Here is a 24,862-nt window from a genome sequence, read left to right on the forward strand (position 1 = left end):
ATCAGATGGCCAGCTCGTCGGCCACGACTCCCGCCAGCCGCTGGCAGACCTGGTCGGCCTGCTCCTGGGTGGCCGCCTCTACCATGACCCTGACCAGGGGCTCGGTTCCCGAAGGCCGCAGCAGGACCCGGCCAGTGCTCCCCAGCATCCGCTCCTCCGCCTCGACCGCGTCCTGGACCTTGGCATTGGTGCGGGCTGCGTTCTTGTCCACCCCGGACACGTTGATCAGCCGCTGGGGCAGCTGTGGGAAGTCGGCGGCCAGCTCCTTGAGACTCTTGCCCGAACGCACAACCTCCTTGGCCAAGGTCAGGGCTGTCAGGGTCCCGTCGCCCGTGGTAGCGAACTCCCTGTTGATGACATGCCCGGACTGCTCGCCGCCCAGGGTGTAGCCGCCGCGCAGCATCTCTTCAAGAACGTAACGGTCGCCCACGGCCGTCTGAACGGTGACGATGCCCATCTGCTTCAGGGCCAGCTTGAGTCCCAGGTTGCTCATGACGGTGACCACCAGGGTGTCGTTGGCCAGCTTGCCCTCACGCTGCTTAGCGCGGGCCAGAATACCCATGATCTGGTCACCGTTGACCATGTGTCCCTCTTCGTCCACAGCCAGGCAACGATCGGCATCCCCGTCAAAAGCCACGCCCATGACCGCGTCCGAGGCCTTGACCATGGCCTGCAGCTGCTCGGGATGGGTGGATCCGGCATGCTTATTGATGTTGTAGCCATCGGGAGAGGCGTTGATGACCACCACATCCGCCCCAGCCCGGCGCAGAGCCTCGGGAGCTACCACCGAAGTCGCCCCGTTGGCGCAGTCGGCCACGATCCGCAGACCGTCCAAGGGCTTGGGCTGGGTCTTGTCGGGGGCGACAGGGGCCACAGCCTCCACCAGGTGGTCGATGTACATGTTGGTGGCGGTGACCGTGTCATGGGAGACGCGGCCCACGCCCTCGCCCACTGGACGCTCCCAGTCCTGGCCTAGGACCGATTCGATGTCGTCCTCCTTGGAATCCTGGAGCTTGAACCCGCCCCGGGCGAAGAACTTGATACCGTTGTCGGGCATGGGGTTGTGGGAGGCGGAGATGACTGCCCCCATCTCTACGTTGAGCACGCTGGTCAGGTAGGCGATGCCTGGAGTGGGGATGATGCCCACGTCGATCACGTCGAAGCCGCCCGATGACATGCCGGCGGCCAGGGCCGAGGCCAGAAAATCGCCGGAGACCCGTGTGTCGCGGCCGATCAGCGCACGTCGACGGCCAGCGGACCGATCCGCGCCACGACCCAGGACCCGGACCGCGGCATCGCCTAGATCCAGGGCCAGCTGTGCAGTTAGGTCTTTATTGGCCAAACCACGTACACCATCGGTACCGAATAATCTGGGCATTGCTCTCCTCCGAACCCGGCTGCCAGGCCACTGAAGGCCCCGCCGATCCTCACGTACCATCCTGCATGCAGGCGACAGGTTCATTATGGACCCGCCCCTGACCCGTCGCCACTCGGGGCGGGGCGGGCAGGGTGCTAGCGCAGCCGCTCGTTGTATTCGCGAACCTTGAGGATGCGCCTGGATGACTCCGTATTCTGGATGATCATTCCCCGCAAGGCCTTGGGAGCCTCGGCATGGTCGGCCAGCCAGGCATCGCCCGCCTTGACCAGGGCGGCCGGGTCGGCCTTGGACGGGTAGAGCCCGCCTGCCGACAGCGGGTTGAGCAGGGTCTCCGCGATATGGAAGGTTTTCTGGGCCCAGACCTGGTCCACGGCAGCGAAGAAGCGGTCCACGTAAGGCGCAAAGAGCTCCTGGTCCCCCGAGCCGGAGAAGCCGTCTGCCAGGGCCTCAATCTGTGAGTTGGTCAGATCCTCGTTATGCAGGGCCTGACCCCAGGCCCAGGCCTTGGCCTCGACCGTCGGACAGGCAGCCCGGGAGCCCATGGCGAACTCACGATTTTCAGTAGTGTCTCGCGCGGCCAGCTCCCGGTCGATCTCCCCGTCAGCCAGCAGATCGTGGGCGGACAGGGCGTGGATGATCAGCCAACGGGTGTTGTTGTCGACGGTCAGCCCCTCCAGCTTCAGGTCGCCGCTCAGCAGCCCACGGGCGTGTTCCTCGAAGTCAGTATCGTCCCCGTAGCCCAGGTAAGCGCGGACCAATTGGAACTGCTCGTCCGAACCGGGCTGGGCCTTCACGGCAAGGTCCCAGAGCGTTCCTGCCACCAGCTGCAGCATGGGTTGGCGACGACGGGATGCGGTGAAATGGTGGACGGCCGTGGAGATCTGGGACAGGGCGTAGCGGAAGGTGGTGGATTGGTGCTCAGTGGCCAAGGCCTTCAGGCTCAGGCTGATGAAGCGTTCGGCAGGGAATTGCGCGTCCCGGGTCATGTCCCATAGGCTGAGCCAGACCACGGCCCGGGCCAGACGGTCCTCGATCCGGTACAGGTTCTGCGCAGCATACTCCAGGGAGTCCCGGTCCAGACGCAGCTTGGCGTAGGTAAGATCGTCGTCGTTGATCATGACCAATGCCGGACGCTTCCTGCCGACGACCTGGGGCACCTCAGCTCCTTGGCCGTCCAGGTCCAGCTCGAACTGGTCCGTGCGCACCACCTTGCCGGACTTGTCTTCGTCGTAGAAGCCCACGGCCAGTCGGTGCGGACGCAGGACCGGATGCTCCTCGGGAGCAGTCTGATCAATCCTCATGGCGGTGATGGCCCCCTGCTCATCGGTCTGCACCTGGCAGGTCAGGGTGGTGATGCCGGCCTCTTCAAGCCAGAGCCGGGACCAGCTGCCCAGGTCGCGGCCGCTGGTCTTCTCCAGCTCGGTCAGCAGATCCTTCAGTGTGGCGTTGCCATGGGCATGAGCCGTCAGATAGTTGTGAATGCCCTGGAAGAAGCGCTCACGGCCCACATAGGCGACCAGCTGCTTCAACACGGAACCGCCCTTGGCGTAGGTGATTCCGTCGAAGTTGACCTCGGTGTCGTGCAGGTCGCGGATGGGGGCCACCACCGGATGGGTGGTGGGCAGCTGATCCTCGGTCAGAGCCCAGCTCTTTTCGCCTGAGCAGAAGGTAGCCCAGTCGTCGGTCCACTCGGTGGCCTCGGCAGTGGCCAGGGTCGACATGAACTCGGCGAAGGATTCATTCAGCCACAGATCATTCCACCACTTCATGGTCACCAGGTCGCCGAACCACATGTGGGCCAGTTCGTGCAGGACAGTCTCCACGCGGCGGTTGATCTGCGCCCCAGTGGCCTTGGACTCGAAGACGTAGGAGTCGCGGAAAGTGACCAGGCCGATGTTCTCCATGGCGCCTGCATTGTATTCTGGCACGAAGATCTGGTCGTACTTGGCCCAGGGGAAGGGCAGGTCCCAGGTCTTGGCATAGAAGGCGAAGCCTTTCTTGGTGATGTCGAAGAGGTATTCGGCATCACCGGCCAGGGAGTCCTTCAGCGCCTGCCGGCAGTACAGGCCCATGGGGATGGTTCGTCCGTCCTCGTTCCGATACTCGCTGGTCCATCGTGCGTAGGGCCCGGCGGCGAAGGCGGTCAGATAGGAACTCATGACCGGGGTCGTCTGGAAGGTCCAGCGGGTCACGTCCTCGGCGCGGCCGCCCTCCAGGGTCCCTTCGGCGGTTCGGCTGTCCAGGTCTTGGTGGGAGGCGGGAGGCATATTGGAAAGAACCGTCCAGGATGCCGGAGCATCCACAGTGAAGTCGAAGACGGCTTTGATGTCCGGCTGGTCGAAGACGGCATAGACTCTGCGCGCGTCGGGCACCTCGAACTGGGAGTAGAGGTAGACGTTGCCATCCGAAGGGTCCACACTGCGGTGCAGCCCCTCCCCAGTGCGCGAATAACGGCATAGGGCCTCCACCCGAAGCTGGTTATGCCCCAGCAGGTCGTCGAGCTCTATCCGGTCGTCCCGGAAGGCCAGGGCCGGATCCAGACGCCGGCCGTTCAGCTCGATCAGGCTGACCTGGTCGGCTATCAGATCAACAAAGGTGGACTCCCCAGGCCGGGCATCAAAATCGATCAAGGCCGTGGAGGGGAAAGTGGCAGGCCCCTTGGTCAGGTCCAGATTGACCTTATAGCTGACATTGGATACGACGAGGGCTCGTTCTTCGGCTTCCACACGAGTCAGATTGGCTCCGGGCATAATTTCCTTTCACGCATGGATGCCGGTGCCCCCACCGGCATCAGCATAGGTCCTGTACGGATATGGCATTCCAAGTCTAATGCGGACACCCGCCGACGGGCCAGAAGGACGATTCGCCTCTTTCCTTACGGCGCAGTCCGGACGGGAATAACCGCGCATCCAGGCGGTTGATCAAGGCCGATGGCTTACCAGCCGGGCAGAGAGGGGGGCGCCATGCAGGTCCGGACCGGATTCACCACGCAGCAGCTCAACATGCTCTGCCAATACTCTTATGGGATCGGCAGAGGGGACATCAAGACCCGGCCGGGCCTGCACTGGTTCGAGGATCCAGCTCTGGGCATCTACTGGGTGCTGCGCTCCCGCTACTGCCCTGAGAACGGCTTCGAGGGCATGATCGCCGCCCAGGACCTGGATGGCGGTCCGGACTATGCCCATATGGCCGTAGTCTATGCAGGCACCAATCTGCGCGACGACCCCCGGCACGACATCCATGCCGCGCTGACCTGCTTCCTGCCGCCGCTGAACGGGGAGCCAGGACAGACGCAGCAGGCAGGCATCCTGGCTCAGCAGGCACTTGACCTGGCCCGACGCAAGGCGGGAGCCGTGCGCGGGGTCCTCTTTACCGGACATAGCTTGGGCGGAGGTCTGGCACTGATCCAGGCGGCGGAGCAGGACCTGCCCGCCAGGGTCTTCTGCGCCGCCGACCCCTGGCGGGTGCTTGACCAGGAGCAGCGTCAGCGGGTGACCAGCCACTACGGGGACGGCAAGTTCCTGGATTACCGCCTGGGCAACGACAGGGTGACCGGAACCGCCAACCGCCTGCTGAGCGGACAGGCTGACCGCAGCGCCTGTGTGGTCTGGTGCGGCAAGGGGCCCAGCAGGTTCGGACACTGGCTGGGCGACTTCGACTTCGGCCAGGACGGTGAGGTCCTGGCCGAAAGCCCTCTTATGCCAGCTGCATGTACGCGTTAGTATATAGATGGGATGGTCCCCAAAGAAGGGGCGCCACCCATTCGCGAGGACGGGAAGCTGGGTTGTCAACTCCGTCCATACCGTACCGGCATGCATGTCAGAAAGGGTTTACGCCATGAAAGCACTTATGTACTACGGCAAGGAAGATGTACGTCTGGAGGACGTGCCCGAGCCTGAGCTCAAACCGGGAACCATCAAGATCCATCCCGCCTTCACCGGCATCTGCGGTTCCGACCTTCACCTCTACTACGACGGCGAACAAAACGGCGGCAACTCCAAAAACACCCCGCACCCTCTTTCCGGGGAGACCCTGCCGGTGGTCTTTGGCCATGAAATCTCGGGCACAATCGAGGCAATCGCCGATGACGTGCACACCGACATGAAGGTGGGCGACTCCGTGGTAGTCGAGGCCGAAATGGCCTGCGGAGAATGCCCGGCCTGCAAGGCCGGCAACTACAACGACTGCTCCAAGCTGGGCTTCATCGGCATCAACGGCTGGGGCGGCGGCATGAGCGAACACATGGTGGTGGCCGCCGAGCGTGTCTTCCCTGTGGGCGATCTGCCCCTGGATCAGGCAGCCCTGATCGAACCCTTCTCAGTGGCCTACCACGCCGTGCGTCTGATCCACACTGAGCCCGGGCAGACCGCCCTGGTCGGCGGGGCGGGGCCAGTCGGCCTGCTGCTTGGAACCGTGCTCAAGGCCAAGGGACTCAAGGTCATCATGTCCGAGCTCTCCCAGGCCCGCAAGGACAAGGCCCTGCAGTCCGGTGCCGCTGACCTGGTCATCGACCCCAGCAAGGAGGATCTGCTGGAGCGGGTCAATGCCGAGACTGACGGCCGTGGCGCCGATGTGGCCTTCGACGCAGCCGGCGCGGAACCGGTGGTCCATCAGCTTCTGTCGGCGCTCAAGGCCCAAGGCAGCCTGGTCGTCGTGGCCATCCACGTCAAGCCCATCAACTTGAACGTGACCATGGAGATGGGCTTCGGCGAAAAGCTGATGTCGGGGTCCATGGGATACGCCAACGATCATGCCGACGCCATCAAGCTGATCCATGACCGGAACATCGACCTGTCCACCTTCATCACCGACCGGATCAGAGTCGAAGACATCGTGGACAAGGGCTTCCGTCCGCTGCGTGAGGACGCGGAAAACCACGTCAAGATCATCGTGAGCATGTAAGCACTGCTGCCTACTGATAACACCAAAGGCTCCGGCCGTCCATCTGGGCGGCCGGAGCCTTTGGAATCAGCATGCAGGCAGTGGCGATCAATCCTGCGGTTGCACGTCGGTGGCGATGTCTGCCACTACGGGCACGATCATGGGCCTGCGGTGCAGCTTGCGGGAGATCCATCCGCCCAGAGTGCGGCGCATCATCTGCTGCAGCTGGTAAGTGCCTGTGGTTCCCTTGGCCATAGCATCCTCAAGCTGATCGACTATCTGGGCGTTGATGGACTTGAATTCGCTCTCGTCCTCGGCCACAGCGTTCAGGTAGAGCTTGGGGCCGGAGACGACCTTACTGGTCTCGGTGTCGACCACGGCAAAGGCGGAGACGAAGCCCTCGGTGCCCAGAATCCGGCGTTGCTCCAGCTCGTCGTCGGTCAGCTGGCCCACTGAATCGCCGTCCACATAGACGTATCCGCAGGGCACGGATCCAACCACGGCGGCCTGTCCATGGTAGAGGTCCACCACGTCGCCGTCCTCGGCCAGGACCACGTTCTGCGGATCCACGCCGGTCTTTACGGCAATCAGGCCATTGGCCACCAAATGCCGGTTCTCGCCGTGGATGGGCATGGCGCACTTGGGCTGCACGATGTTGTAGAAGTGCAACAGCTCGCCCTCGTCGGAGTGGCCGGAAACGTGGATGGCTGCGTTGTCGCGGTTGACCACCTTGGCCCCCAGGCGCACCAGTTTGTTGATGACCTTGTAGACCTCGTGCTCATTGCCGGGGATCAGCGAGCTGGCCAGGATGACCGTGTCGAACTCGTTGATGGTGATATCGCGGTGGGTCCCGTCGGCGATGCGGCCCAGAGCCGCCATGGGCTCGCCCTGGGATCCGGTGCACATGTAGACGATCTTCTCGTCGGGGATGCTGTGGGCATCCTTGAGATCGACCACGGTGTCCTCAGGCAGGTGCAGGTAGCCCAGGTCGGAGGCAATGGACATGTTGCGGACCATGGACCGGCCGGCGAAGACCACCTTGCGGCCGAACTTGTGGGCGGCATCGACCACCTGCTGCACCCGGTGGACATGGCTAGAGAAAGAGGCCACGATGATCTTGCGCTGGGCCTCGGCGAAGGCCTTGTCCAGGGCGGGGGCGATGGAGATTTCGGGCTTGACGAAGCCGGGGACTTCGGCGTTGGTGGAGTCCACCATGAGCAGGTCCACGCCGGACTCGCCAAGCTTGGCGAACTCGCGCAGGTCGGTCAGGCGATGGTCCAGTGGCAGCGGGTCGATCTTCATGTCGCCGGTGTCGATGATATGGCCTGCCGGAGTGCGCACGGAGACGGCCAGGGCATCGGGGATGGAGTGGGTGACCGCCACAAACTCCAGGTTGAAGGGGCCTACCTTGAGCTTGTCGCGGCCCTTGACCTCAACCTCGGTGGGCTTGAGATGGTGCTCCTCGCACTTGGCGTCGACGAATCCCAGGGTCAGTTTGGAACCAATCAGGGGGATGTCCGGACGCAACTTGAGCAGGTAGGGCACACCACCAATATGGTCCTCATGCCCATGGGTCAGCACCAGGGCATCCACCTGGTCCAGCTTGTCCTTGATGTAGCTGAAGTCAGGCAGAATCAAATCCACGCCCGGCTGCTCCTCCTCGGGGAAGAGCACGCCGCAGTCGATCAGCAGGATGTGGCCGTTGTACTCGATCACATTCATGTTGCGGCCGATCTCACCCAGGCCACCCAGCGGGACGATGCGCATGGAACCCTTGCGGTACTTGGGGGGCGCCACCAGACGCTGCTCGGCCTGAGTGCCCTTGCCGCGGGCGATGGCGCCGTTGCGGCGGTTGCGGGACTCGCCCCGGGACCTGCCTGACCCCTGCTTGCCGTTCTTGGAGGAGGACCGACGATTTCTACTCTTGCCGGTCGTGTTTGATTCTTCTTGTTTTCTTGCCATTCTCACTTGTGTTTCTATTATCTGTACCCCCGTCTGATACAGGGGCGACGCTTGGTTGCTTGTCAGGAACGCATCAGCCCTGCGGCCTTCATGCCTTTCTCGGCTTGGATCAGCTGGTCCTTGCCAGGCCCAAGATTAGGGAGCCTCATCGTCGTGCTGTCCAAGACGCCGGCCACTTTCAAAGCGGCCTTGGCCATGACCGCCTGCTGCCCTTGGCCGTTCAGAGCCTGGACCAGCGGCGCCAAGGCGGTCGACAACCTCTGTGCCCCTTTCAGGTCGCCTTGATCGAACCGAGTCGCCAGGTCCTGCATAGGACCGCTGGCCACATGGGCCATGACCGATATGATGCCGACGGCACCCAAGGCCAGGAAGGGCAGGTACAGCCCGTCATCACCTGAATACCAGATCAGCCCCGTCTCCTTGCGCTTGATGGGAACTGCGGCCAGGTCACCAGTGGCATCCTTGACTGCCTCGACATGCGGCAATTCGGCAAGGCGACGGTAGGTATCCACAGTCACGTGCAACCCGGTGCGGCCAGGTACATCGTAGAGCACAATGGGACGATCCGCAGACTGACAGACGGACCTGAAATGCGCTACAACCCCATCCTGGGAGGGTCTGGAGTAGTAAGGCATGACCACCAGGAGCGCATCCGCCCCGGCTTCCTGGGTCATCTCGGCCATGCGTACCGTATGAGCCGTATCATTGGAGCCTGCTCCAGAGATGACAGGCACATCGACGGCATCCTTGACGGCTCGCACCAAATCGACTTTTTCTTCCATGTGGGTGGCCGGAGATTCGCCGGTTGTGCCGTTGACCAGCAACCCATCCGCCCCATCAGCGACAAGCCTGCGGGCCAGTTTGCCAGCGGCCTCAAAATCCACGGACCCGTCATGGTTCATGGGGGTGACCATGGCCGGCACGACCCGCCCAAACGGGGCCTTGTCCAACAGATGGGTTTGAAGCTCAGACATACTTCAACGCTACTTGCAGACGGGGACTCATCACCCTCGCGACACCCTCCCCCTCACACTGTCAGTCTTGGACAAGCAACGTGCGCTGAACCTCCACGGTCCCTGCCCAAATCAACAGAAGGAGAAAGAGGCGGTTCCCAGTAGCATAAGCCAGAAGGCAGGGCAAGCCAGGCCACCCTGCCGCCTCCCACGCTGTGCGTTCGATCCGCGTCTATCCATCACCTGGCACTACTCAGCCGGGCAGAGAGCAGCATCCCCCCGGGGCAAGCTCATTGCCCTTGTGCGGCGGTGCCGCCGCGATATAGTGCGGCCACCAGGGTCATCAGGTCGAAGATCAGCGCCCAGGCCGCCAGCCACTCGAAGGAGGCGTCACGATTGTCGCCCGCACAATAATCGATCGCCCACAGGTCCTGCAGAAACCACAAGGCGCCCGTCGCGCCCACCGCCATGCACCAGGGCAGGCACGACAAGGGGGAGCCCCCGAACAGCAGGCACAGCATCCACGACGGCACCACGCACGAAGCGGCCGAAGCCGCCCAGGCCGCCACACGGACACGCACCAGATCCGACACGAACCGAAGCCAGGTCACCCCGGCCACCACCAACACGGCCACCGACACGAACACCCAGCGCATCACCCCCGGATGCATACCAGTTGCCGCGCCGAACGCCACCCCCCAGCAGGGCATCATCGGCATCGTCAGCGCCAGACACCAAAACCCAGGACGCCCCCCACGGCTCTCGAACCGACTCAAAAAACCACCACATCGCAAAAATCGAGAACAGGCCCACCAGAAGAAACTGGATGCAACGGCCGCGCACCCACTGCTCCTCCTGGTCGTAAAGGAACGCCCAGCCCGGCACAAACCCCGCGAGGAAGGCCGCACCGCACACCGCCAGCTTGCGCACCACACCGGCACACGAAAAGACACGCTCACCCGCAGGCGCATGACGCGCACACCCCGCCACCCGCGACATGACCGAAGACGCGCTCTGCAGCCAGGACCTCCCCACAGGAAGCCGCAAAGAGCCGGAAACACCAGCCATCACTCACCACCATCCCGCTCAAAGCATCGAATCCGCCACTCGGCCCGCCAGACCGTCGATTCCGGTCCTGCATCAGTGCCGTTCATGCAGGTCTCTTTCCATCCCGCATCGTCGAGGTTCACCCTTTCCTGTTACAGGATAGGGGTCACTGTCCGTTCGGGTCCTCTGGATACTGCGCCGTACCAGTCCGACTCACACCGAGGCTTCCGTTATCGACAACTGGATGACGGCGACGCGAGGGAACGCACATGATGGCCAGCCGGACTACCACAGCCAGAAGGAGAATGATGACCCCCACGGGCGAAGGGCCGGACGGATCCAGCCCTTTCAAGGTATCCGACACCATCGGACCGACAATCAGACCCACGCCCACCACCTCCAGCACATAGGGGACGAGCGCCAACCACCCCGACAAAGCCAGATCATGCAGACGCCGCACCATCAGGGCATACATAGGCACCAGCACTGCCAGGGAGAACAGCCCCGGTATGACGGCCAAGGAACCCGAGGAGAACAGGCCGGTCATAGCAGTGGACATGACCCAGATGAACGCGGCGAAAATCCATATCTCCTTGCGACAGGAACGCCCTTTCCCCTCGCGTACAGGTAGAAGGGCCGCTGCAAGCACTCCTGCATGGTCGCGTCGTACATGGGCTCGTACCCTTTCATCACATCCACACGACGCGGCCTCTTCGAGAACAAGGCACTGGTCATAACCATCACCTTTCCTTTCTTCATAAACACGTCCCGACGGTCCGTCAGAACGGAACATCCGATATTGATGTCAACGACAGCATGCCCATGGCGCCGTCCGGCGTCACCGGCTGGCGTCATCGTCATTATTGGAGGCTCCCAGGAGGGAGGCGATCAGCACGATCAGATCGAACACCAGCGCCCAGGCCGCCAGCCATTCGAAAGCCGCGTCACGATGCGTGTCCGCGCACTTCTCGATCGCCCACATGTCCAACACGAACCACAAGGCGCCGACCACGCCCACCACACAGCACCAGAACAAGGAAGCGCCAGCCGACCCCGTCACCCTGGCCAGCATCCAGGACGGCACCACACACAACACCACCATCGCCGCCCACGACAGGAACCCATTGCGCACCAGCCGCATCAGCAGCGGAAACACCAGCACCCCGAAAGCCACTAACACAGCCACAGACACCAGCACCCACCGGAACACCCCACCAGAGGCACGGCCGACAGCCCCGAAACCCACGCCGAACCCCGGAGCGCACGGGAAAGACAACACCACGAACCAAGGCCCCGGACGCCCCTTCCCATCCTCATACCGTCCCAACAGGATCCACACAGCCAACACGGAAAGCACAGCAAGCAAAATAGACTGAATTTGCCACATGCGGATCCAATCCTGGTCCTGGTCAAACAGGAGGAACCAGCCGCAGGCGAACCCGGCCATATAGGTCATCCCATAGAGCGCCGTCTTCCACAGCACCCCGCCCAGGGAGAACTCACGGGCGCCAGGCCGAGCAAGCGGCACGCTCCCGACCACACACGACATGACCGACGACAGGACAAACGCATCAACCCGATCATCAGCGCCATCCGACACCCCCCCCCCGGCACCGGCACGCCTGCCACTCGACTCAGACATCACCACCACCCATCCTTCGCTCTACCTCTGCGCAAGCACGGAACCCAAGAACCCTGCTAACGGCGAGAAAGGCTTCAAATAACCAAGGGCCTCAGACAACGACGTCTTCCACCCGACACCACCTTTATTCTGATTATAGACCTGAGGCTTTAAGGCATCGACCTCGTCTTTAACCACGGATCGGATTTCATAAGAAACGAATTTCAACCTCTTCGAAACCGGCAGGATGCCGTTCTATTTACCCAGCATCATCGAAAAGTGGGAAACCAAATAACCACCTTGTTACATAAGGTCACCCAAAAGCCTCAGCTTTGGAATAATTCAAGCCCTATTGAAAGACTCTTACCCACAACCTTCAAGCCAAACACTGCTGAACCTCCCCCGGCACAGACCCCCTTTGCCTTAACAGCCGGCGGGGGCGGCCAACAACCAGCAACGGTTTGCTCCCACCTGCTGTACCCGGTGGACGTGGCTGGAGAAGGAGTCCGCGATGATCTGTCCAAGGCAGGGGCAATAGCGCCATTGCTCTCAGGAGTAATTCAGATCAGTCCGGCAGCCTTCATGCCCTTACGAGCAAGAGCCACCTGATCCTCATCGGGACCCAGATTGGGCAGCCTCATGGCGGTCTGATCCAGTCTCCCGGCCGCCTTCAGAGCAGCCTTGGCCATGACGGCCTGCTGACCCTGGCCATTCAGAGCCTGAACCAGCGGATCCAGACGTGCGGCCAAATCCCTTGCGCCATCCAGGTCCCCGGCATCGAATTCATCGGCCGGGCGCTTCATAGGCCCGGAGGCTACATGGGCGATCACCGAAATGATGCCGACCGCACCCAAGGCCAGGAAGGGTAGATAGAGGCCATCGTCACCTGAATACCAGGTCAGGCCGGTCTCCTGGCGCTTGCGAGGCATGGAGGCCAGGTCGCCCGTGGCATCCTTGACGGCTGTTACCCCGTCCAGCTCGGCCAGCTTCCGGTAGGTGTCCAGCTCTACGTGCAGTCCGGTCCGTCCAGGCACATCGTAGAGAATAATCGGCCGCTGAGCCGACTGGCATACCGAACGGAAGTGGGCCACCACCCCATCCTGGGAGGGCCGTGAGTAGTAGGGCATGACCACCAGCAGGGCATCGGCCCCGGCCTCCTGGGTCATCTCCACCATCCGTACTGTGTGCGCCGTGTCGTTGGAACCCGCTCCAGAGATGACAGGCACATCAACGGCATCCTTGACGGCCTTGACCAGGTTGACCTTCTCCTCCATATGGGTGACAGGAGACTCGCCTGTTGTGCCGTTGACCAGGATGCCGTCGGCCCCATCGGCCACCAGGGTCCGGGCCAGATTGGCGGCAGCCTCGTAATCAACGGATCCGTCTTTATTCATAGGCGTGATCATGGCGGGGATCACCCGGCCAAATGGGGCAGGAGGAAGCAGATGGGCACCAGTCTCAGTCATATCTTCACGCTACTTGCAGAAGGGGGCGCTCTTGCGGATATCAGAACAGATAGTGGTCCAGGCCCACGGTCAACCCGGGAATGCTCCCGGCACGGCGCACGGCCAGGAGGACTCCGGGCATGAAGGAGACACGCTCGAAGCTGTCCGCGCGGATGGTCAGCTGCTCGCCGGGGTTGCCCATGAGGATCTCCTCGTGGGCGTTCAGGCCCCGCAGCCGGACGGCATGGACGTGGACACCGTCAACCACCCGGCCCCTAGAAGCATCAGCCTGCTGGGTCGCGTCGGGCATGGGACCCATGCCAGCCTGGCGACGGGCTTCGGCGATGGCGGAAGCGGTTCCCAGAGCCGTGCCGGAGGGGGCGTCGACCTTGTCGGGATGGTGCATCTCGACCACCTCGGCCGACTCGAAGTAGCGGGCAGCCATGGCTGCGAACCGGTCGGCCAGCACTGCGGAGATGGCGAAGTTGGGAGCGATGAAGACACTGAGCCCAGGATGCCCGTCCAGGGCCTGCTTGACCTGGTCCAGACGCTCCTTGGTCCACCCGGTGGTGCCGATGATGGAGTGGACCCCCTGCTCTATCAGGGTCAGGGTATTGGCCAGGACAGCATCGGGGCTGGTGAAGTCGACCGCCACATCCGTGTTGCTCGGATTAATGGCCGCCGGATCATCGTCCGGACCCAGCAGCAGGGCCGTCTGCATATCCTGCGCGCCATTCAGAGCACGCACCACCTCGGTTCCCATGCGTCCGTCTGCGCCCAGCACCGATACCCGGATCATCGGCTGCCTCCTTCTCGATTGTTCATTTCATTTCACTGTGTATTTTCGGTCTTTTTCTCGACCATACCCCTCCTGCGGCTCCTGGCCCAGCCCAGCAGGGCCAGAGGGACAGCGCAGCAGGTGACCACCGCCGGTATGGTCATGCCGCCGTGGGGCCCGAACTGATCCAGGGCGACCCCAGCCAGGGTGGAACCCAGGGATGTGCCGATGGATCCTCCGGTAGACAGCCAGGAGAGCCCCTCGGTCAGGGCCCGGGCATCCACGTTCTCGCGCACGATCAGGTTGCCGGTGGCGAAGATGGGCGAGACGCACAGACCGGTCAGCACCTCGGCCAGACCCAGCAGAGCCAGGTTGTCCATGACCAGGCGGAAGACCACGTAGCCCAGGGTCAGCAGCACCAGGAAGGTCGTCAGATAGCGCCAGCGGGATCCTTTGAGTCTGACCGAGCCGAAGATCAGCGCCCCACACAGGGAACCCAGGGCGAACAGGGCCAGCTGCAGACCCACAGCACCCTCGCGACCCATGGACTTGGTCAGGGCGGTCACTGAGACGTCAACGGCAGAAAAGCTCATGTTGAAGACGACGAAGATGACGACCAGCAGGAGGATGCCCGGGTAGACCAGGGCCGAGCGCGATCCCTGGTGGCCGTCAGTATCACTCGGCAGAACGGTTCCGTGGGCATCCACCGGGGAATGATCCGCTGCCGACTGATCGACGGCCTCCATACGAACGACGGCCGGGGGCTCGGTGGAACGCATGGCGAAGAAGGTCAGTCCGCCGACCAACAGGGCCAGGGCAGGCAGGTAGAGCTGGGAGACCGGGCTCACCGAGGTAGCCAGGTAGGCGGAGAGGATGGGTCCCAGGATGAAGACGCACTCGTCCAGTCCCGACTCCAGGGCGTAGGCGGTGTTGAGCAGATTGGTCTTGTCCTCGCGCAGCACCCAGGCCCAGCGGGTACGCACCAGGGCTCCGAAGGCGAACTGGGTCAGGCCCATCAGGGCCGCCAGCACGAAGAGCACTCCCAGCGGAACCCGGCGCATGGCCCCCACAGCGAATCCCAGGATGGCCAGAGCCTGTACGATCAAGGCGGTCACCCCGACCCGACGCTGGCCGAACCGGTCGAACAAGCGGGCGTAGAAGGGGGTGACCAGGGCCGCGCAGAGCGTGTAGACGGCGCTCATCAGACCGGCCGAGGTCCAGTTGTCATAGATGTTGTTCAGGGCCAGCACGATGCCTAGACCCATCATGCCCAGGGGCAGACGGGCCAGAACGGCCGACAGGCAGAAGCCGGCGGCGCCCGGGTAGGTGAACAGGCGCAGGAATGGGGATTTAGCGGCCGCCACGGTCACCGTCCTTGCCCAGCTGGTCGCTCACACGGCCTCCGTAAATGAAGATGTCGTCGATTCCCTCGAAGAACTTCGGGTCGTCGGAGGGGTCACGCCCGGCGAAGGCCGCATGGTCCCGCCCCTTGAGCTCGGCCAACCGCTCCATGCCCTTGTGGTCGTAGAAGCCCACGTCGCAGGAGGAATCCGTATGCAGGTAGAAGCGCTCGATACCCGCCTGATCCAGATGCTCCAGGGTGTCCCGCCACAGGGCGCCGCCCACACCGCGTCCCCGGGCACGGCTGGAGACCAGGAAGAGCCTCAGCTCAGCCTGGGGTGGGACAGCCAGATCGCACTGCTCCTCCAGCTTGACCTCGGTCAGCTGCCACTGGCGGGCCCGATCCAGGGTCTGAGCGCCCAAGGTTGTGGCAGACAGCTGTTGGTCCACTCGCTCCAGCTCCTCCTGGGCCTGGGGGAAGCACAGTTCGCCACGCCCCTCGGCCAGCAGGGTCACCCCCAGAAAGTCCTGCCCATCAACAGCTATCCGGGCCCTGGTGGTACCCACCAGGTAGTGCAGGATGAAGTGGGCGGCGCTCAGCCGGGACACGGTGCCCTCGGGATCCTCCTGCACCTTCCAAGTAGCGTCGAAAGTCCCCACCAAGTCGGGCATATCCGCCCAGACCATGGGTCGTATTTCCACGCTCCCCCTCCGCCGGGAGGCCTGGTCGTGAATACTGGACGTTGTCATCTGTCTCATTGCTCCATTCGGGCGTGCCCGGCCCAACGACGGCACTTGGCCGTCTGCCGATCGCCTGCTGTTCATGATTGCTGATGCGCGGCACCCATCGCCTTATCTTGCGGGGTCTGCCACAGACTCAGTCCTCGTCCGACTGCTCGGGTATGCCCTCGGCCAGGGATGCGAGAATTTCTTCTTCGGTCCTGGCACGGGCCCTGATGAGTCGATCCTGGGGCCGGTCTTCGCTTACATAATAAAGGCAGGCGTCGATGGTCGACAGGCCGATACCCTCCAAGCGTGACAGGAGCAGCCGGTAGAAGTCCAGCTGGACCAGACGGCGGTTGGTCGACTCCTCTCCGTGCGGTCGGGCACCGGTCTTCCAGTCCACGATGGTGTAGCGCAGATCCGGGCGATCAGGGTCCAGTCCGCCTGCGAAGACGGCATCCAACTTGCCCTTGACAATCTGGCCTGCCAGCACCGCCACGATGGGCCGTTCCACCCAGACGGGAGTGCGCTGGGTCCAGTCAGACTCGGCCAGCCGTTGCTCCCAGGTCAGCAGACGGGCCTGCACGGGATCGGCCTGGGAATCCAGGGACTCCCGCTCCTGGTCAAGCCCGGCCAGCATGCGGGCCCGCTCGGCCATGGCCCCGGGACCAAGCGGACCATCGAGCAGATTCGGCGATTCCGCCTGATCGGGCAGGTCCACCAGTCCTTGAGGGTCGGAAATTTCGGGCAGGATGAAGCGCCTGGCCCAGTCATGGAAGCGGGTGCCTGCCTCGGCCTGCGGGGAGGCCACCTGAGGTATGGGTCTGACCAGCCCCTGCCAGTAATCCCTCTCCATCTTGGGGTCGCCCCCTGCCGAACCAGCCTGGATTGCGGTGACGCTGCTAGCCCCATGCCCCAGGATCCGTCGGCCGGTGCGCCGCAGCAGATCCAGGTCCGTGAGCAGCTGGTCATCGGCGACACCCAGACGACCCGTGCTGACCTGCAGGACGCGGACCGCATTGGCGTAGAGCCCGTCATCGCCCTCCTCATCAACTGCGGGCTCGCCCGGTTCCCCGGCGTGCACCCAAGCGGCCGAACGATCCAGGGCTTGGCGTGTGCGCGCACTCAGCACCGGAGGCCAGAGCGCCTGGTCACGTTCGCCGTCGCGGGCGGCGACCTGATCCACCTGATCCAGCGCGCGGTCGACAATGGACTGGCGGTAGGACTGGGCGTTCTCACCGACAAAGAGCCCCAAGGGCGGCGTCGGTTCGCCCTCCTGCGCATCCTCTGCCTGCTGCAGCTTGACCGCATCGGGCTCTTCCTGGAAGAGCTCCACCAGCTCGGTCCAGAAGTTGGAGGCCTTATCCGGGTCTGGAGCCGGCGTGTTCAAAGCGGCAGACTCCGCCTGGGAATCCTGGCTGAAGGTCAGCAGCAAGTCATGTCGGGCCCTGGTCGCCGCCACATAGATCAGCCGCCGCTCGTCGTCCAGCAGCCGACGGCCGTACTGTTCGCGCTGAGAGGGGGTTATGGCATCGGCCCGGACCGGGCGGGCCTGGTCGTCCAGCCCGCTCTCCCGAGACAGGCCCATGGCCTCCTCCTCCAGGCCCGCAAGGTCAAGCCGACCCAGCAGGTCTTCAGGGTCAGCTCCCAGGGGGGCATCGTGAGGAAAGCGGGGCAGAATCATGGCATCAGCCCGCACCGGCACCGGCACGGACTCGGGATCGACCAGCCAGGTACGGGCCGTGCAGTTGTACTGGTAGACCGGGCCGTCCGGGGATTGGGCCACCGGCTGGTCCGAGGCGGGCTTGACCGTGAGCCGATCGCCCTGGCTGCTGGGGAAGGCGCCACGCTTGAGCCCGACAACCGCGACGGCATCCCACTCCAGACCCTTGGCCTGGTGGACGGTCATCAGGGCCACATCGGCCTGCCGGTCGTCCCCGTCAGTGGGCATTTCGGGACTCTGGTCCAAGGAAGACAGCCAGGAGACGAACCCGCGCAGGCTGGGCCCCAGACCCTGGGGCAGCTCGGACAGGTAGACATCAACCTGATCCAGCAGGGCTTGGATGCCCACCTTGGCCTGGCTGGGCTCCAGAGGACGTTGGGGATTGGCCAGGGAACGAGACAAGACCAGGTCCACGTCCAGATCCAAGGCACGGATGGCGGCGATGACCACCTGGCGCAGGGGGGCCGAGGACTCGACCTGGACCTGGCAGATGACCCGGGCGGCCTCGGCGGCCAGAACCCTTCCCCTGGCAGAGAGCCCGGAGCCCTTCAAGAGGTCTGACAGGTCGTCGCGCAGGAGCAGGTCCACCAGGAAAACGTCGTTGGGAACCTGGTCACGGTAACGGTGCAGATCCTCACGACGGCGGCGCGGATCGGGGTCAGACTCGACCAGGCCGGCACGAATCAGGGCCCGGTACTGACTGTCCTCGTTGACCTTGGCGGCCAGGGATGCCAGAGCGCTCAGGTCGGCCGCGTCCATGCCGAACCGGGCCGAGGCCAGCAGACGCATCAGGGAATCACTGTCGGTGTGGTCGCAGATCAGGGAGAGCAGGGCTCTAAGGTCCATGACCTCGGGTCGATCAAAGAGGGAGGAGTACCCGACGACCTGGCAGCTCAGTCCTGCAGCCTCCATGGCCTCGCGGTACCTGGGCAGGGCAGCCTTGGAGCGGAAGAGAACAGCCACGTGCGGCGCGTCACCGTGATTGCCATAAAGCTCACGTGCCTTGAGGACGAACCTGACCACGCCATCAATCTCCTGGCCGCCGGTGCTGTAGCCCAGGAGGCCCACGGTACCCGGGTCGGCATCCTCACGGGGACGGAGCCTGGCCACATCCACCTCGCGCAGTTCTACTTCGGACCGGCTCTCCTGGCCCCGATGGCGTAGGGGGACGGTCAGCTGGTTGGCGGCCTTGAGCACCCAGCTGGAGTTGCGGAAGGTGCGCGACAGGGTCAGCGGGTCCTGATCCTGCGAGCGCCCAAAGGCCGTCACGCCAGACAAGGGACCATTGCCGGAGGCGGGTCGGTCGGCCAACATGCCGAACTGGGCCTGGAAGGTGCGGAAGGCCCCGGGACTGGCCCCTCGCCAGGCATAGATGGACTGGAAGGGATCACCCACGGCAGTCACTGCGGATCTGCCGGGAGCCTGGTCCGCACTCCCCTGATCCTCCTGTCGATTTTGCGGATGGAAGATGGCCGCTAGAAGCAGCGCCTGGGTGGTGGAGGTGTCCTGGTATTCGTCCAGAAAAACGTGGCTATAGCGGCGACGCAGCTGGGCACTGATGGAGGGAAAACGCTCGACCAGCTGGAAGGCGGCCAGAGTGAAGTCGCCGAACTCGGCCATGTTGGCCTGACGCTTGGCCCGCTGGTAGTCCTGGACCAGGGTCAGCAGCTTCTCTCGTGTCAGAACCGCCCGGCGCATAGCATCCACCCGGTAAAGGCGAATGCTCTGCCTGGTGTCTCGAAAAGCCTCGATTTTGCCTTGATAGTGCTCGTCGGTCTCCTTCTTGCTTCGTTTGGGTGGCGTCTTGCCGGCCCTGGGCTCGGTGTCCGGCACGGGCTGGTCACCGATGAGCTGGTCCGCGCGATCCACAAAGGCGCGGTCCCAGGCACGGATCCGCTCCACAGCCTGGTCGAGATCAGGGCAGTCGCTGCTGATCATGGAGGTGGTCACTGCCCCGGTCAGCCCCAGGACCCGGTTGACGGTCGTCGAGAAGGTCGCAGAGCCCAGGTCGTCGGGTTCACCATCCTGCGCCGAGGAGCCGACGGGAAAGATCAGATCCAGATGGTCGGCAACCACCTGGGAGGCCAGCTGGTGGGCCCCTGCCGAACTCAGGGGACGGGTGTCCTGGTCCATCCCCACCAGCAGGCCGTACTGGCGCACGATGGACTGGAAGAAGGCGTCATAGGTGGACACGGTCGGCTTGAGGAAGTTACGCTCGGGATCCACGCCCGAGGTGCCTCTGCCCTGGTCGCGTCGGATGACCGCCGCCCCCACCCTGGACTGGAGTTCGGATGCGGCCTTGCGGGTGAAGGTCAACCCCAGAATCTGCTCGGAGGGCACTCCCCGACGGATCAGGGCGATGATCCGGCTGGTCATGGTCATGGTCTTGCCCGAGCCGGCGCCGGCCACCACCAGAAGATCCTCATTGACATCCGCATCGACGATGGCGGACTGTTCGGCAGTCTGCTTCATTCCTGATCCTCCAGTAGATTGGGCGCCACCAGTTGCCATGCCTGACATTCCTGACCATTGCCGGCCCGATGGCAACGGACAGGGTCGAAGACCGCGTCATCCCGGCCAGCCGTCAGCTTGACCCCGGCAGCGAAGAAGACCCTGGCTATCATGGTCAGCCCCCATACAGCCTGGGAGGAGACCCGGGCGGCTCGGACCATGCCCCACAGGTCCGCATCCACCCCAGGCGGCACCTGATCAGGCAGATCCGCAGGCTCAGCCTTGGACTTGAGCGGGGAGGGCATGCCGGTTCTGGGCTGAGCGATGGTGACCAGCCTGTCACGCTCGAACAGTGGCGGCTGATAGGCCATCTCCTCCCGGCGCAGCCCTGTTTGCGCATCCTTGGGCGGGGCCTGCAGCTGCAGGAGCAGAGACTGGCTCAGCTTCATCCCCTCGGTCCTGTCCAGATCGGGAGCCTGGGGCAGGCTCCAGGCCGCCCCCACCTCCGGGCTGCTGCCGGGCGTGGGCGGGAAGGCCAGTCCCAGCTGATAGCAGACCAGCTGCAGGTCGTTGAAGAGCTGCCCCTGGGTATAGGGGACCCTGCCGGTCTTGTAGTCCACCAGCCGCAGACGGATGCCCTCGGGCAGGGACCTGACCTCCAGACGGTCGATGCGGCCGGTCAGCCTGACCGTCGTCCTAGAATCCAGAGCTGCTGGGAAGCCGTCGACCAGGCCGGACATCAGGGCGAAGAGCCCATCGGCATCCAGAGGTCTGTCGGGGAAGGTGGCTTTCCAAACAGGAACCAGGTCCTCCACAGACAGGCTGACGTCGAAGGAGCGCTCGCTCTGAACCCCCAGCAGGTCGCCGACCGGGACCGGGCTCTTGCCATCAAGGCCGTATTGGGAATCCGATGAGCGGACGAAATAAGAGGCCAGGTTATCCAGGATCGGCTCTACCCGGCTCCTGCGACCACGCTGGTCATAGAGTTCGTCGGGGTCCCGCAGGCGCTGTTCCTGAGGGGCCAGTTCCTGGTAGATGTCCAGGAGCGCATCCCGCACCTGCTGCTGGCGGGCGTCCGGATCACCCTGGCCGGGACGGTCCAATCCCTGGGCTGTGCCCTCGCTGGCCACCTTGTGAATCAGGGAACCGAACTCCGTGGGCACCCTTGACGGGGAGGGGCCGGAGAACTGGTCACCCAGGGCCCACTCCAGGGGGCAGTTCCAGATGGCATCGACCGCTGAGGGCGAAAGAAGGACCACCTGGCGGTCGGACCGGTGCTCATGGCGATGGTCACGACCCTGGTCACGGTTTTGTATTCGATCCGCCTGACCGGCTTGATTGACGGAAGCATGTGCAGAACGAGGGGCATGGTCCCTTTCAGTAACCGATGTGACACCTGAGGCGGCGCCTACGGCCCTTGACTCGGCGGCCTGTGCAGTATGAACTTCTTCCGCCGAGGCCGGTTCAGCAGCGCCCTCCTGGTCATGGTCATAGAGGAAGGGCCAATGCCTGGGATCGGCCGAATCCTGGCCCTGGTCGGCCAACAGCCGCAGGGCTTGCACGGCATCGTCCACTCGCTCACGGTCGACTTGATCTTCCGGGAGCAGCGCTTGAACAGCCAGGATGGACCGGGCGGCCGCCGTCAGCCCCCTAGCAGACACCTCCAGCCCCCCATAGCGCTCACTGCCGCCGGAGCCAGCGCCGACCATGCTGAACTCGGCCTGGCTCATATCGGCGGTGCGTGGATAGCGTTCGGGCAGGTAGCCGTAGAGGAAGTCCGATGGAACCAGGTCATCGTTCCAGACCGCGCTGATGCGTACCTGGGTCCGGGCCCTGGTCAGCGCCTCCAGAAAACCCTTCTTCTCGGCGTAGAGGATGGAGCGCAGGGCAGGATCGTGGCTGAGCGTGTCCGCCAGGGGGTCGCCGATGCGGTCGTGCAGGACCAGGTCGGCCAGCTCCTCGGCCCCGAACATGGTGTCGCGGGGGATCAGATTAGGCCAGACCCCGTCCTGGACGGCGGGCAGCCAGACCAGCGGCCAGTCGGTGGCCAGGGCGGCGGCGCCGGCGGGTGTGGTCAGGGTGACGGCGTGCTCGATGGGCCCGATCCGCGCCAGGGAGTCGGCCTCGATCTGCATGGTGCGCACCTGGTCCATGAAGGCCTCGACCGTGGGGAAACGACGGGAGCCAGCCGCGTACTGGAAGAGCCGCATGAGCGCGTCCAGACGGTCGTTGGCCTCCTCCCCCTCCTGGGTGGCCATCAGGGCTCGCCGCTGCCAGTCATCGGCCAGGTCCAGGCTCCGCCAGGCCTCCCAGAGCACGTATTGGGGCTGACGGTCCAGGGCGCTGATGCGGGTGGCGGTCAGATGCAGAACCTGCAGGGCCCTGTCCAGGACCTGAACGTCAGGGTCCTCCCGGCGACCTCCGGCGATAGCGGTCATGGCCTCCAGAATGATTCCCGAGGATCGGTCATCCGGATCCAGCACCAGCAGGGTCTCCAAAGCCTGAACCGAAAGAATGGCTGGCTGTTGAGCACCCCGGTCTCCCAGATCCACCGGCTGGTCCGGGGCCGAGGCGGTGGAGAAGGGACCAGACCCGTCCCCTGGCTCGGCGCAATCGTGCCTGGTCAACAGGGAGTCATCGACGCTGATGCCGGATGAACGGTCCCTTTGAGCCCGCCGCTCGGCCAGGTCCTCGACCCAGGTCTGCCAGGCCTGTCCCAGGAACGGCAGGTCCTCCAAGGAGCCCGATGAGTCCGGGTCACTCCCCCGCTGGTCGGACAGGGGGGCCAATGCGGCCATGGTCTCCATGATGGACTCCAGGCGTTCCATTCTGACGGGTCGCTCTGCGCGAGCGGCGGTGGCGGGAACACGGAAGAGCGGCCCAGCCATCAGGGTGCGCAGGCGAGAACGGATCCAGGCGGCCACCTGGGCAGGATCGTCCGGGTCGCTTCCGGCGGCACCAGGGTCCAGCACCGATTGGGCCAGCTCGACCAGGGCGAAGAGACCCTGGATGGCGGGCTCCTGGCTGAGCGGACGGGTCACCGAGGAGAAGCGCACCGGCACACCCTGAACACGGAGCTTGCGGCCCAGGGTACGCAGGGTCATGTTGTCGTGGGCGATGACGGCCATGTCGTTCCAGTCACGCTGATTGGCCAGAAACTCATGCTTGATCTGCCAAACCAGGTCATCGTCCTCCTGGTCGGGGGTGTGGAAGAGTCTGGTCTGTACGCTGCCATCACGGATAAGACCGTCGCCATCGGTCAAGGGTGCCACAGGTCCGGCACCGGGCCAGGCGGGCAGCTTGCCAGGTCTGTCGGGCAGGGGGGTGTCGTTCTCCTCGACTCCGGCGATGCCCAGGCTGACCCTGGCAGCCACCAGATCAGCGTAGGAACCTGGAGCCGCCGGGTCGGAACCCCGGCCGCTTTCGGTATGCTCTGCAACTGCTTCCGGAACCACCATTCTCCGGGGTTTCAGGGTCACGGTGGCGGCGTCCAGGCAGGCGAAATCCTGGGCCAGCAGGGGGGCTGAGGCGCTTGGCATGGGCTTGGACAAGGCCGTCAGGCGAGTGGCCAGAAATTCCGGGTAGGAGCCGCGGAAGGACTGGACCGACTGGTCGGGATTGCCCACCAGAAGGAGTCGGCAGCCAGCCTGGTTCAAGCCCTGCAACAGGCCCATCCCGGCCAGGGTGATGTCCTGCCAGTCGTCCACGACCAGCAGGTCGGGCAGGTCGTCATCGGCCAGACCGTCCAGGCTGCGGGAGGCTTCGACCATGAGCATGGAGGGGTCCAGACGGAATTCGTCCGGGTAGCTCTCGGTGATGCTCTGGCGATACTCATCCTCCAGGGCGAAGGCCAGCCGCCACTGCAGGCCCAGCCGGTCGCGGCGGTCGGGATCCATGGGTTGGACGGCCAAAGCATCCAGAAGCTGATCCCGGTCATCCCTATCCAGGCCCAATTCCGTCATGCGGGCGAACATGTCCCGCAGCTGGGCGATGAATCTGTCCGCGACCCCTACGACCCGTCCCTGGTCATCGCCAACCAAAACGGAGGACCAGCCCGCCCCGTTGCGGAAGTAGCGTTCCAGGAGTCGGCAGACTGCGCAGTCGTCCCCGGCCTGTACATGCTCCAGATGGACGGTCATAACCTGCCTGAGCAGGGCATCCTCCTCGGCGCCGTTGAGCAACCTAGGCAGGAGCGGATCGTGGCCCCCCTGGGCCAGCCGGGACCGTGTCAGCAGACGGAAGGCCAGGGCCTGCAGGGTGCCCACAGGCCGGGTGCGGTCGGACCTGCCCCGCTCAAGAATGACCTGGCGGCTGACCTGGTCGGCCGCGGTTCTACCTGATACGGCCATGCTGGCTCCGTCACCAAACTGCTCCATACCGGCCAGCAGAGCCCGGGTAGTCAGCCTGGTCTTGCCGCTGCGGGGAGGACCAGCCACCACCAGGGCCCGGGTAGGCCGACCCTCCTCGTTCTGGAGCCGATCGCCGATAAGGGCGCGGACCGGTTCCATGGCCTCTTGCGGTTCCACCGGTGGCTGCTTGCTCATAGCTACAAGAATAGG

The 24,862-nt window shown here is 64.1% G+C and carries 15 protein-coding genes; 2 read left to right on the forward strand and 13 right to left on the reverse strand.

What is annotated here, in order from left to right; all coding sequences use genetic code 11:
* Position 1: 1 nt before the first annotated feature.
* Positions 2 to 1,378 carry a phosphoglucosamine mutase gene (glmM, locus tag J3T93_RS04070; RefSeq protein WP_267401169.1) on the reverse strand — a complete coding sequence of 459 codons (1,377 nt, stop codon included), beginning with the start codon at positions 1,376 to 1,378 and terminating at the stop codon, positions 2 to 4.
* A gap of 134 nt (positions 1,379 to 1,512) precedes the next feature.
* On the reverse strand, positions 1,513 to 4,128 hold the full coding sequence (pepN, locus tag J3T93_RS04075; protein ID WP_267430626.1) for an aminopeptidase N: 2,616 nt from the start codon (positions 4,126 to 4,128) through the stop codon (positions 1,513 to 1,515).
* A gap of 213 nt (positions 4,129 to 4,341) precedes the next feature.
* Between pepN and J3T93_RS04080 the strand changes: the two genes are divergently transcribed.
* Both J3T93_RS04080 and J3T93_RS04085 read left to right on the forward strand, forming a co-directional pair.
* The gene (locus J3T93_RS04080) at positions 4,342 to 5,100 is read left to right on the forward strand and encodes a hypothetical protein (protein ID WP_220236954.1); all 759 of its coding nucleotides are present in this window, start codon (positions 4,342 to 4,344) and stop codon (positions 5,098 to 5,100) included.
* 115 nt (positions 5,101 to 5,215) lie between these two features.
* Entirely contained in the window at positions 5,216 to 6,280 is a 1,065-nt protein-coding gene (locus tag J3T93_RS04085) for a 2,3-butanediol dehydrogenase (RefSeq protein WP_220236953.1), read from the forward strand.
* 87 nt (positions 6,281 to 6,367) lie between these two features.
* Here J3T93_RS04085 and J3T93_RS04090 read toward each other — a convergent pair whose 3' ends face one another.
* The 11 genes from J3T93_RS04090 to J3T93_RS04140 form a co-directional block, all read right to left on the reverse strand.
* Positions 6,368 to 8,221, reverse strand: a complete 1,854-nt coding sequence (locus J3T93_RS04090; protein ID WP_267430627.1) for a ribonuclease J — start codon at positions 8,219 to 8,221, stop codon at positions 6,368 to 6,370.
* 62 nt (positions 8,222 to 8,283) lie between these two features.
* Entirely contained in the window at positions 8,284 to 9,195 is a 912-nt protein-coding gene (dapA, locus tag J3T93_RS04095) for a 4-hydroxy-tetrahydrodipicolinate synthase (RefSeq protein WP_267430628.1), read from the reverse strand.
* 269 nt (positions 9,196 to 9,464) lie between these two features.
* Entirely contained in the window at positions 9,465 to 9,869 is a 405-nt protein-coding gene (locus J3T93_RS04100; protein WP_267430629.1) for a hypothetical protein, read from the reverse strand.
* Positions 9,870 to 10,387: 518 nt separating this feature from the next.
* A complete protein-coding gene (locus J3T93_RS04105) occupies positions 10,388 to 11,014 on the reverse strand; it encodes a DUF805 domain-containing protein (protein WP_267430631.1) in 627 nt (208 codons plus the stop codon).
* Between the two features lie 45 nt (positions 11,015 to 11,059).
* On the reverse strand, positions 11,060 to 11,863 hold the full coding sequence (locus tag J3T93_RS04110) for a hypothetical protein (RefSeq protein WP_267430633.1): 804 nt from the start codon (positions 11,861 to 11,863) through the stop codon (positions 11,060 to 11,062).
* 539 nt (positions 11,864 to 12,402) lie between these two features.
* Positions 12,403 to 13,308, reverse strand: coding sequence for a 4-hydroxy-tetrahydrodipicolinate synthase (gene dapA / locus J3T93_RS04115; RefSeq protein WP_267430635.1), 906 nt, complete (start codon positions 13,306 to 13,308; stop codon positions 12,403 to 12,405).
* 40 nt (positions 13,309 to 13,348) lie between these two features.
* Positions 13,349 to 14,086, reverse strand: coding sequence for a 4-hydroxy-tetrahydrodipicolinate reductase (gene dapB / locus J3T93_RS04120; RefSeq protein ID WP_267430636.1), 738 nt, complete (start codon positions 14,084 to 14,086; stop codon positions 13,349 to 13,351).
* A 32-nt stretch (positions 14,087 to 14,118) separates the two neighbouring features.
* On the reverse strand, positions 14,119 to 15,429 hold the full coding sequence (locus tag J3T93_RS04125) for an MFS transporter (RefSeq protein WP_267430637.1): 1,311 nt from the start codon (positions 15,427 to 15,429) through the stop codon (positions 14,119 to 14,121).
* Positions 15,416 to 16,165 carry a GNAT family N-acetyltransferase gene (locus J3T93_RS04130; protein WP_267430639.1) on the reverse strand — a complete coding sequence of 250 codons (750 nt, stop codon included), beginning with the start codon at positions 16,163 to 16,165 and terminating at the stop codon, positions 15,416 to 15,418. Before J3T93_RS04130 ends, J3T93_RS04125 begins: the two co-directional genes overlap by 14 nt.
* A 118-nt stretch (positions 16,166 to 16,283) precedes the next feature.
* A complete protein-coding gene (locus J3T93_RS04135; protein ID WP_267430641.1) occupies positions 16,284 to 20,324 on the reverse strand; it encodes an ATP-dependent DNA helicase in 4,041 nt (1,346 codons plus the stop codon).
* The gene (locus J3T93_RS04140; RefSeq protein WP_267430643.1) at positions 20,321 to 24,847 is read right to left on the reverse strand and encodes a PD-(D/E)XK nuclease family protein; all 4,527 of its coding nucleotides are present in this window, start codon (positions 24,845 to 24,847) and stop codon (positions 20,321 to 20,323) included. Before J3T93_RS04140 ends, J3T93_RS04135 begins: the two co-directional genes overlap by 4 nt.
* Positions 24,848 to 24,862: the final 15 nt, after the last annotated feature.

The sequence above is a fragment of the Bifidobacterium sp. B4111 genome, from assembly GCF_026537235.1.
GTDB lineage: Bacteria > Actinomycetota > Actinomycetes > Actinomycetales > Bifidobacteriaceae > Bombiscardovia.

Excerpts from the sequence above, each read along its gene's own strand:
- glmM (WP_267401169.1), bottom strand. The coding sequence starts at position 1,378 with ATGCCCAGATTATTCGGTACCGATGGTGTACGTGGTTTGGCCAATAAA.
- pepN (WP_267430626.1), bottom strand. The coding sequence starts at position 4,128 with ATGCCCGGAGCCAATCTGACTCGTGTGGAAGCCGAAGAACGAGCCCTC.
- J3T93_RS04080 (WP_220236954.1), top strand. The coding sequence starts at position 4,342 with ATGCAGGTCCGGACCGGATTCACCACGCAGCAGCTCAACATGCTCTGC.
- J3T93_RS04085 (WP_220236953.1), top strand. The coding sequence starts at position 5,216 with ATGAAAGCACTTATGTACTACGGCAAGGAAGATGTACGTCTGGAGGAC.
- J3T93_RS04090 (WP_267430627.1), bottom strand. The coding sequence starts at position 8,221 with ATGGCAAGAAAACAAGAAGAATCAAACACGACCGGCAAGAGTAGAAAT.
- dapA (WP_267430628.1), bottom strand. The coding sequence starts at position 9,195 with ATGTCTGAGCTTCAAACCCATCTGTTGGACAAGGCCCCGTTTGGGCGG.
- J3T93_RS04105 (WP_267430631.1), bottom strand. The coding sequence starts at position 11,014 with ATGTTCCGTTCTGACGGACCGTCGGGACGTGTTTATGAAGAAAGGAAA.
- J3T93_RS04110 (WP_267430633.1), bottom strand. The coding sequence starts at position 11,863 with ATGTCTGAGTCGAGTGGCAGGCGTGCCGGTGCCGGGGGGGGGGTGTCG.
- dapA (WP_267430635.1), bottom strand. The coding sequence starts at position 13,308 with ATGACTGAGACTGGTGCCCATCTGCTTCCTCCTGCCCCATTTGGCCGG.
- dapB (WP_267430636.1), bottom strand. The coding sequence starts at position 14,086 with ATGATCCGGGTATCGGTGCTGGGCGCAGACGGACGCATGGGAACCGAG.
- J3T93_RS04130 (WP_267430639.1), bottom strand. The coding sequence starts at position 16,165 with ATGAGACAGATGACAACGTCCAGTATTCACGACCAGGCCTCCCGGCGG.
- J3T93_RS04135 (WP_267430641.1), bottom strand. The coding sequence starts at position 20,324 with ATGAAGCAGACTGCCGAACAGTCCGCCATCGTCGATGCGGATGTCAAT.
- J3T93_RS04140 (WP_267430643.1), bottom strand. The coding sequence starts at position 24,847 with ATGAGCAAGCAGCCACCGGTGGAACCGCAAGAGGCCATGGAACCGGTC.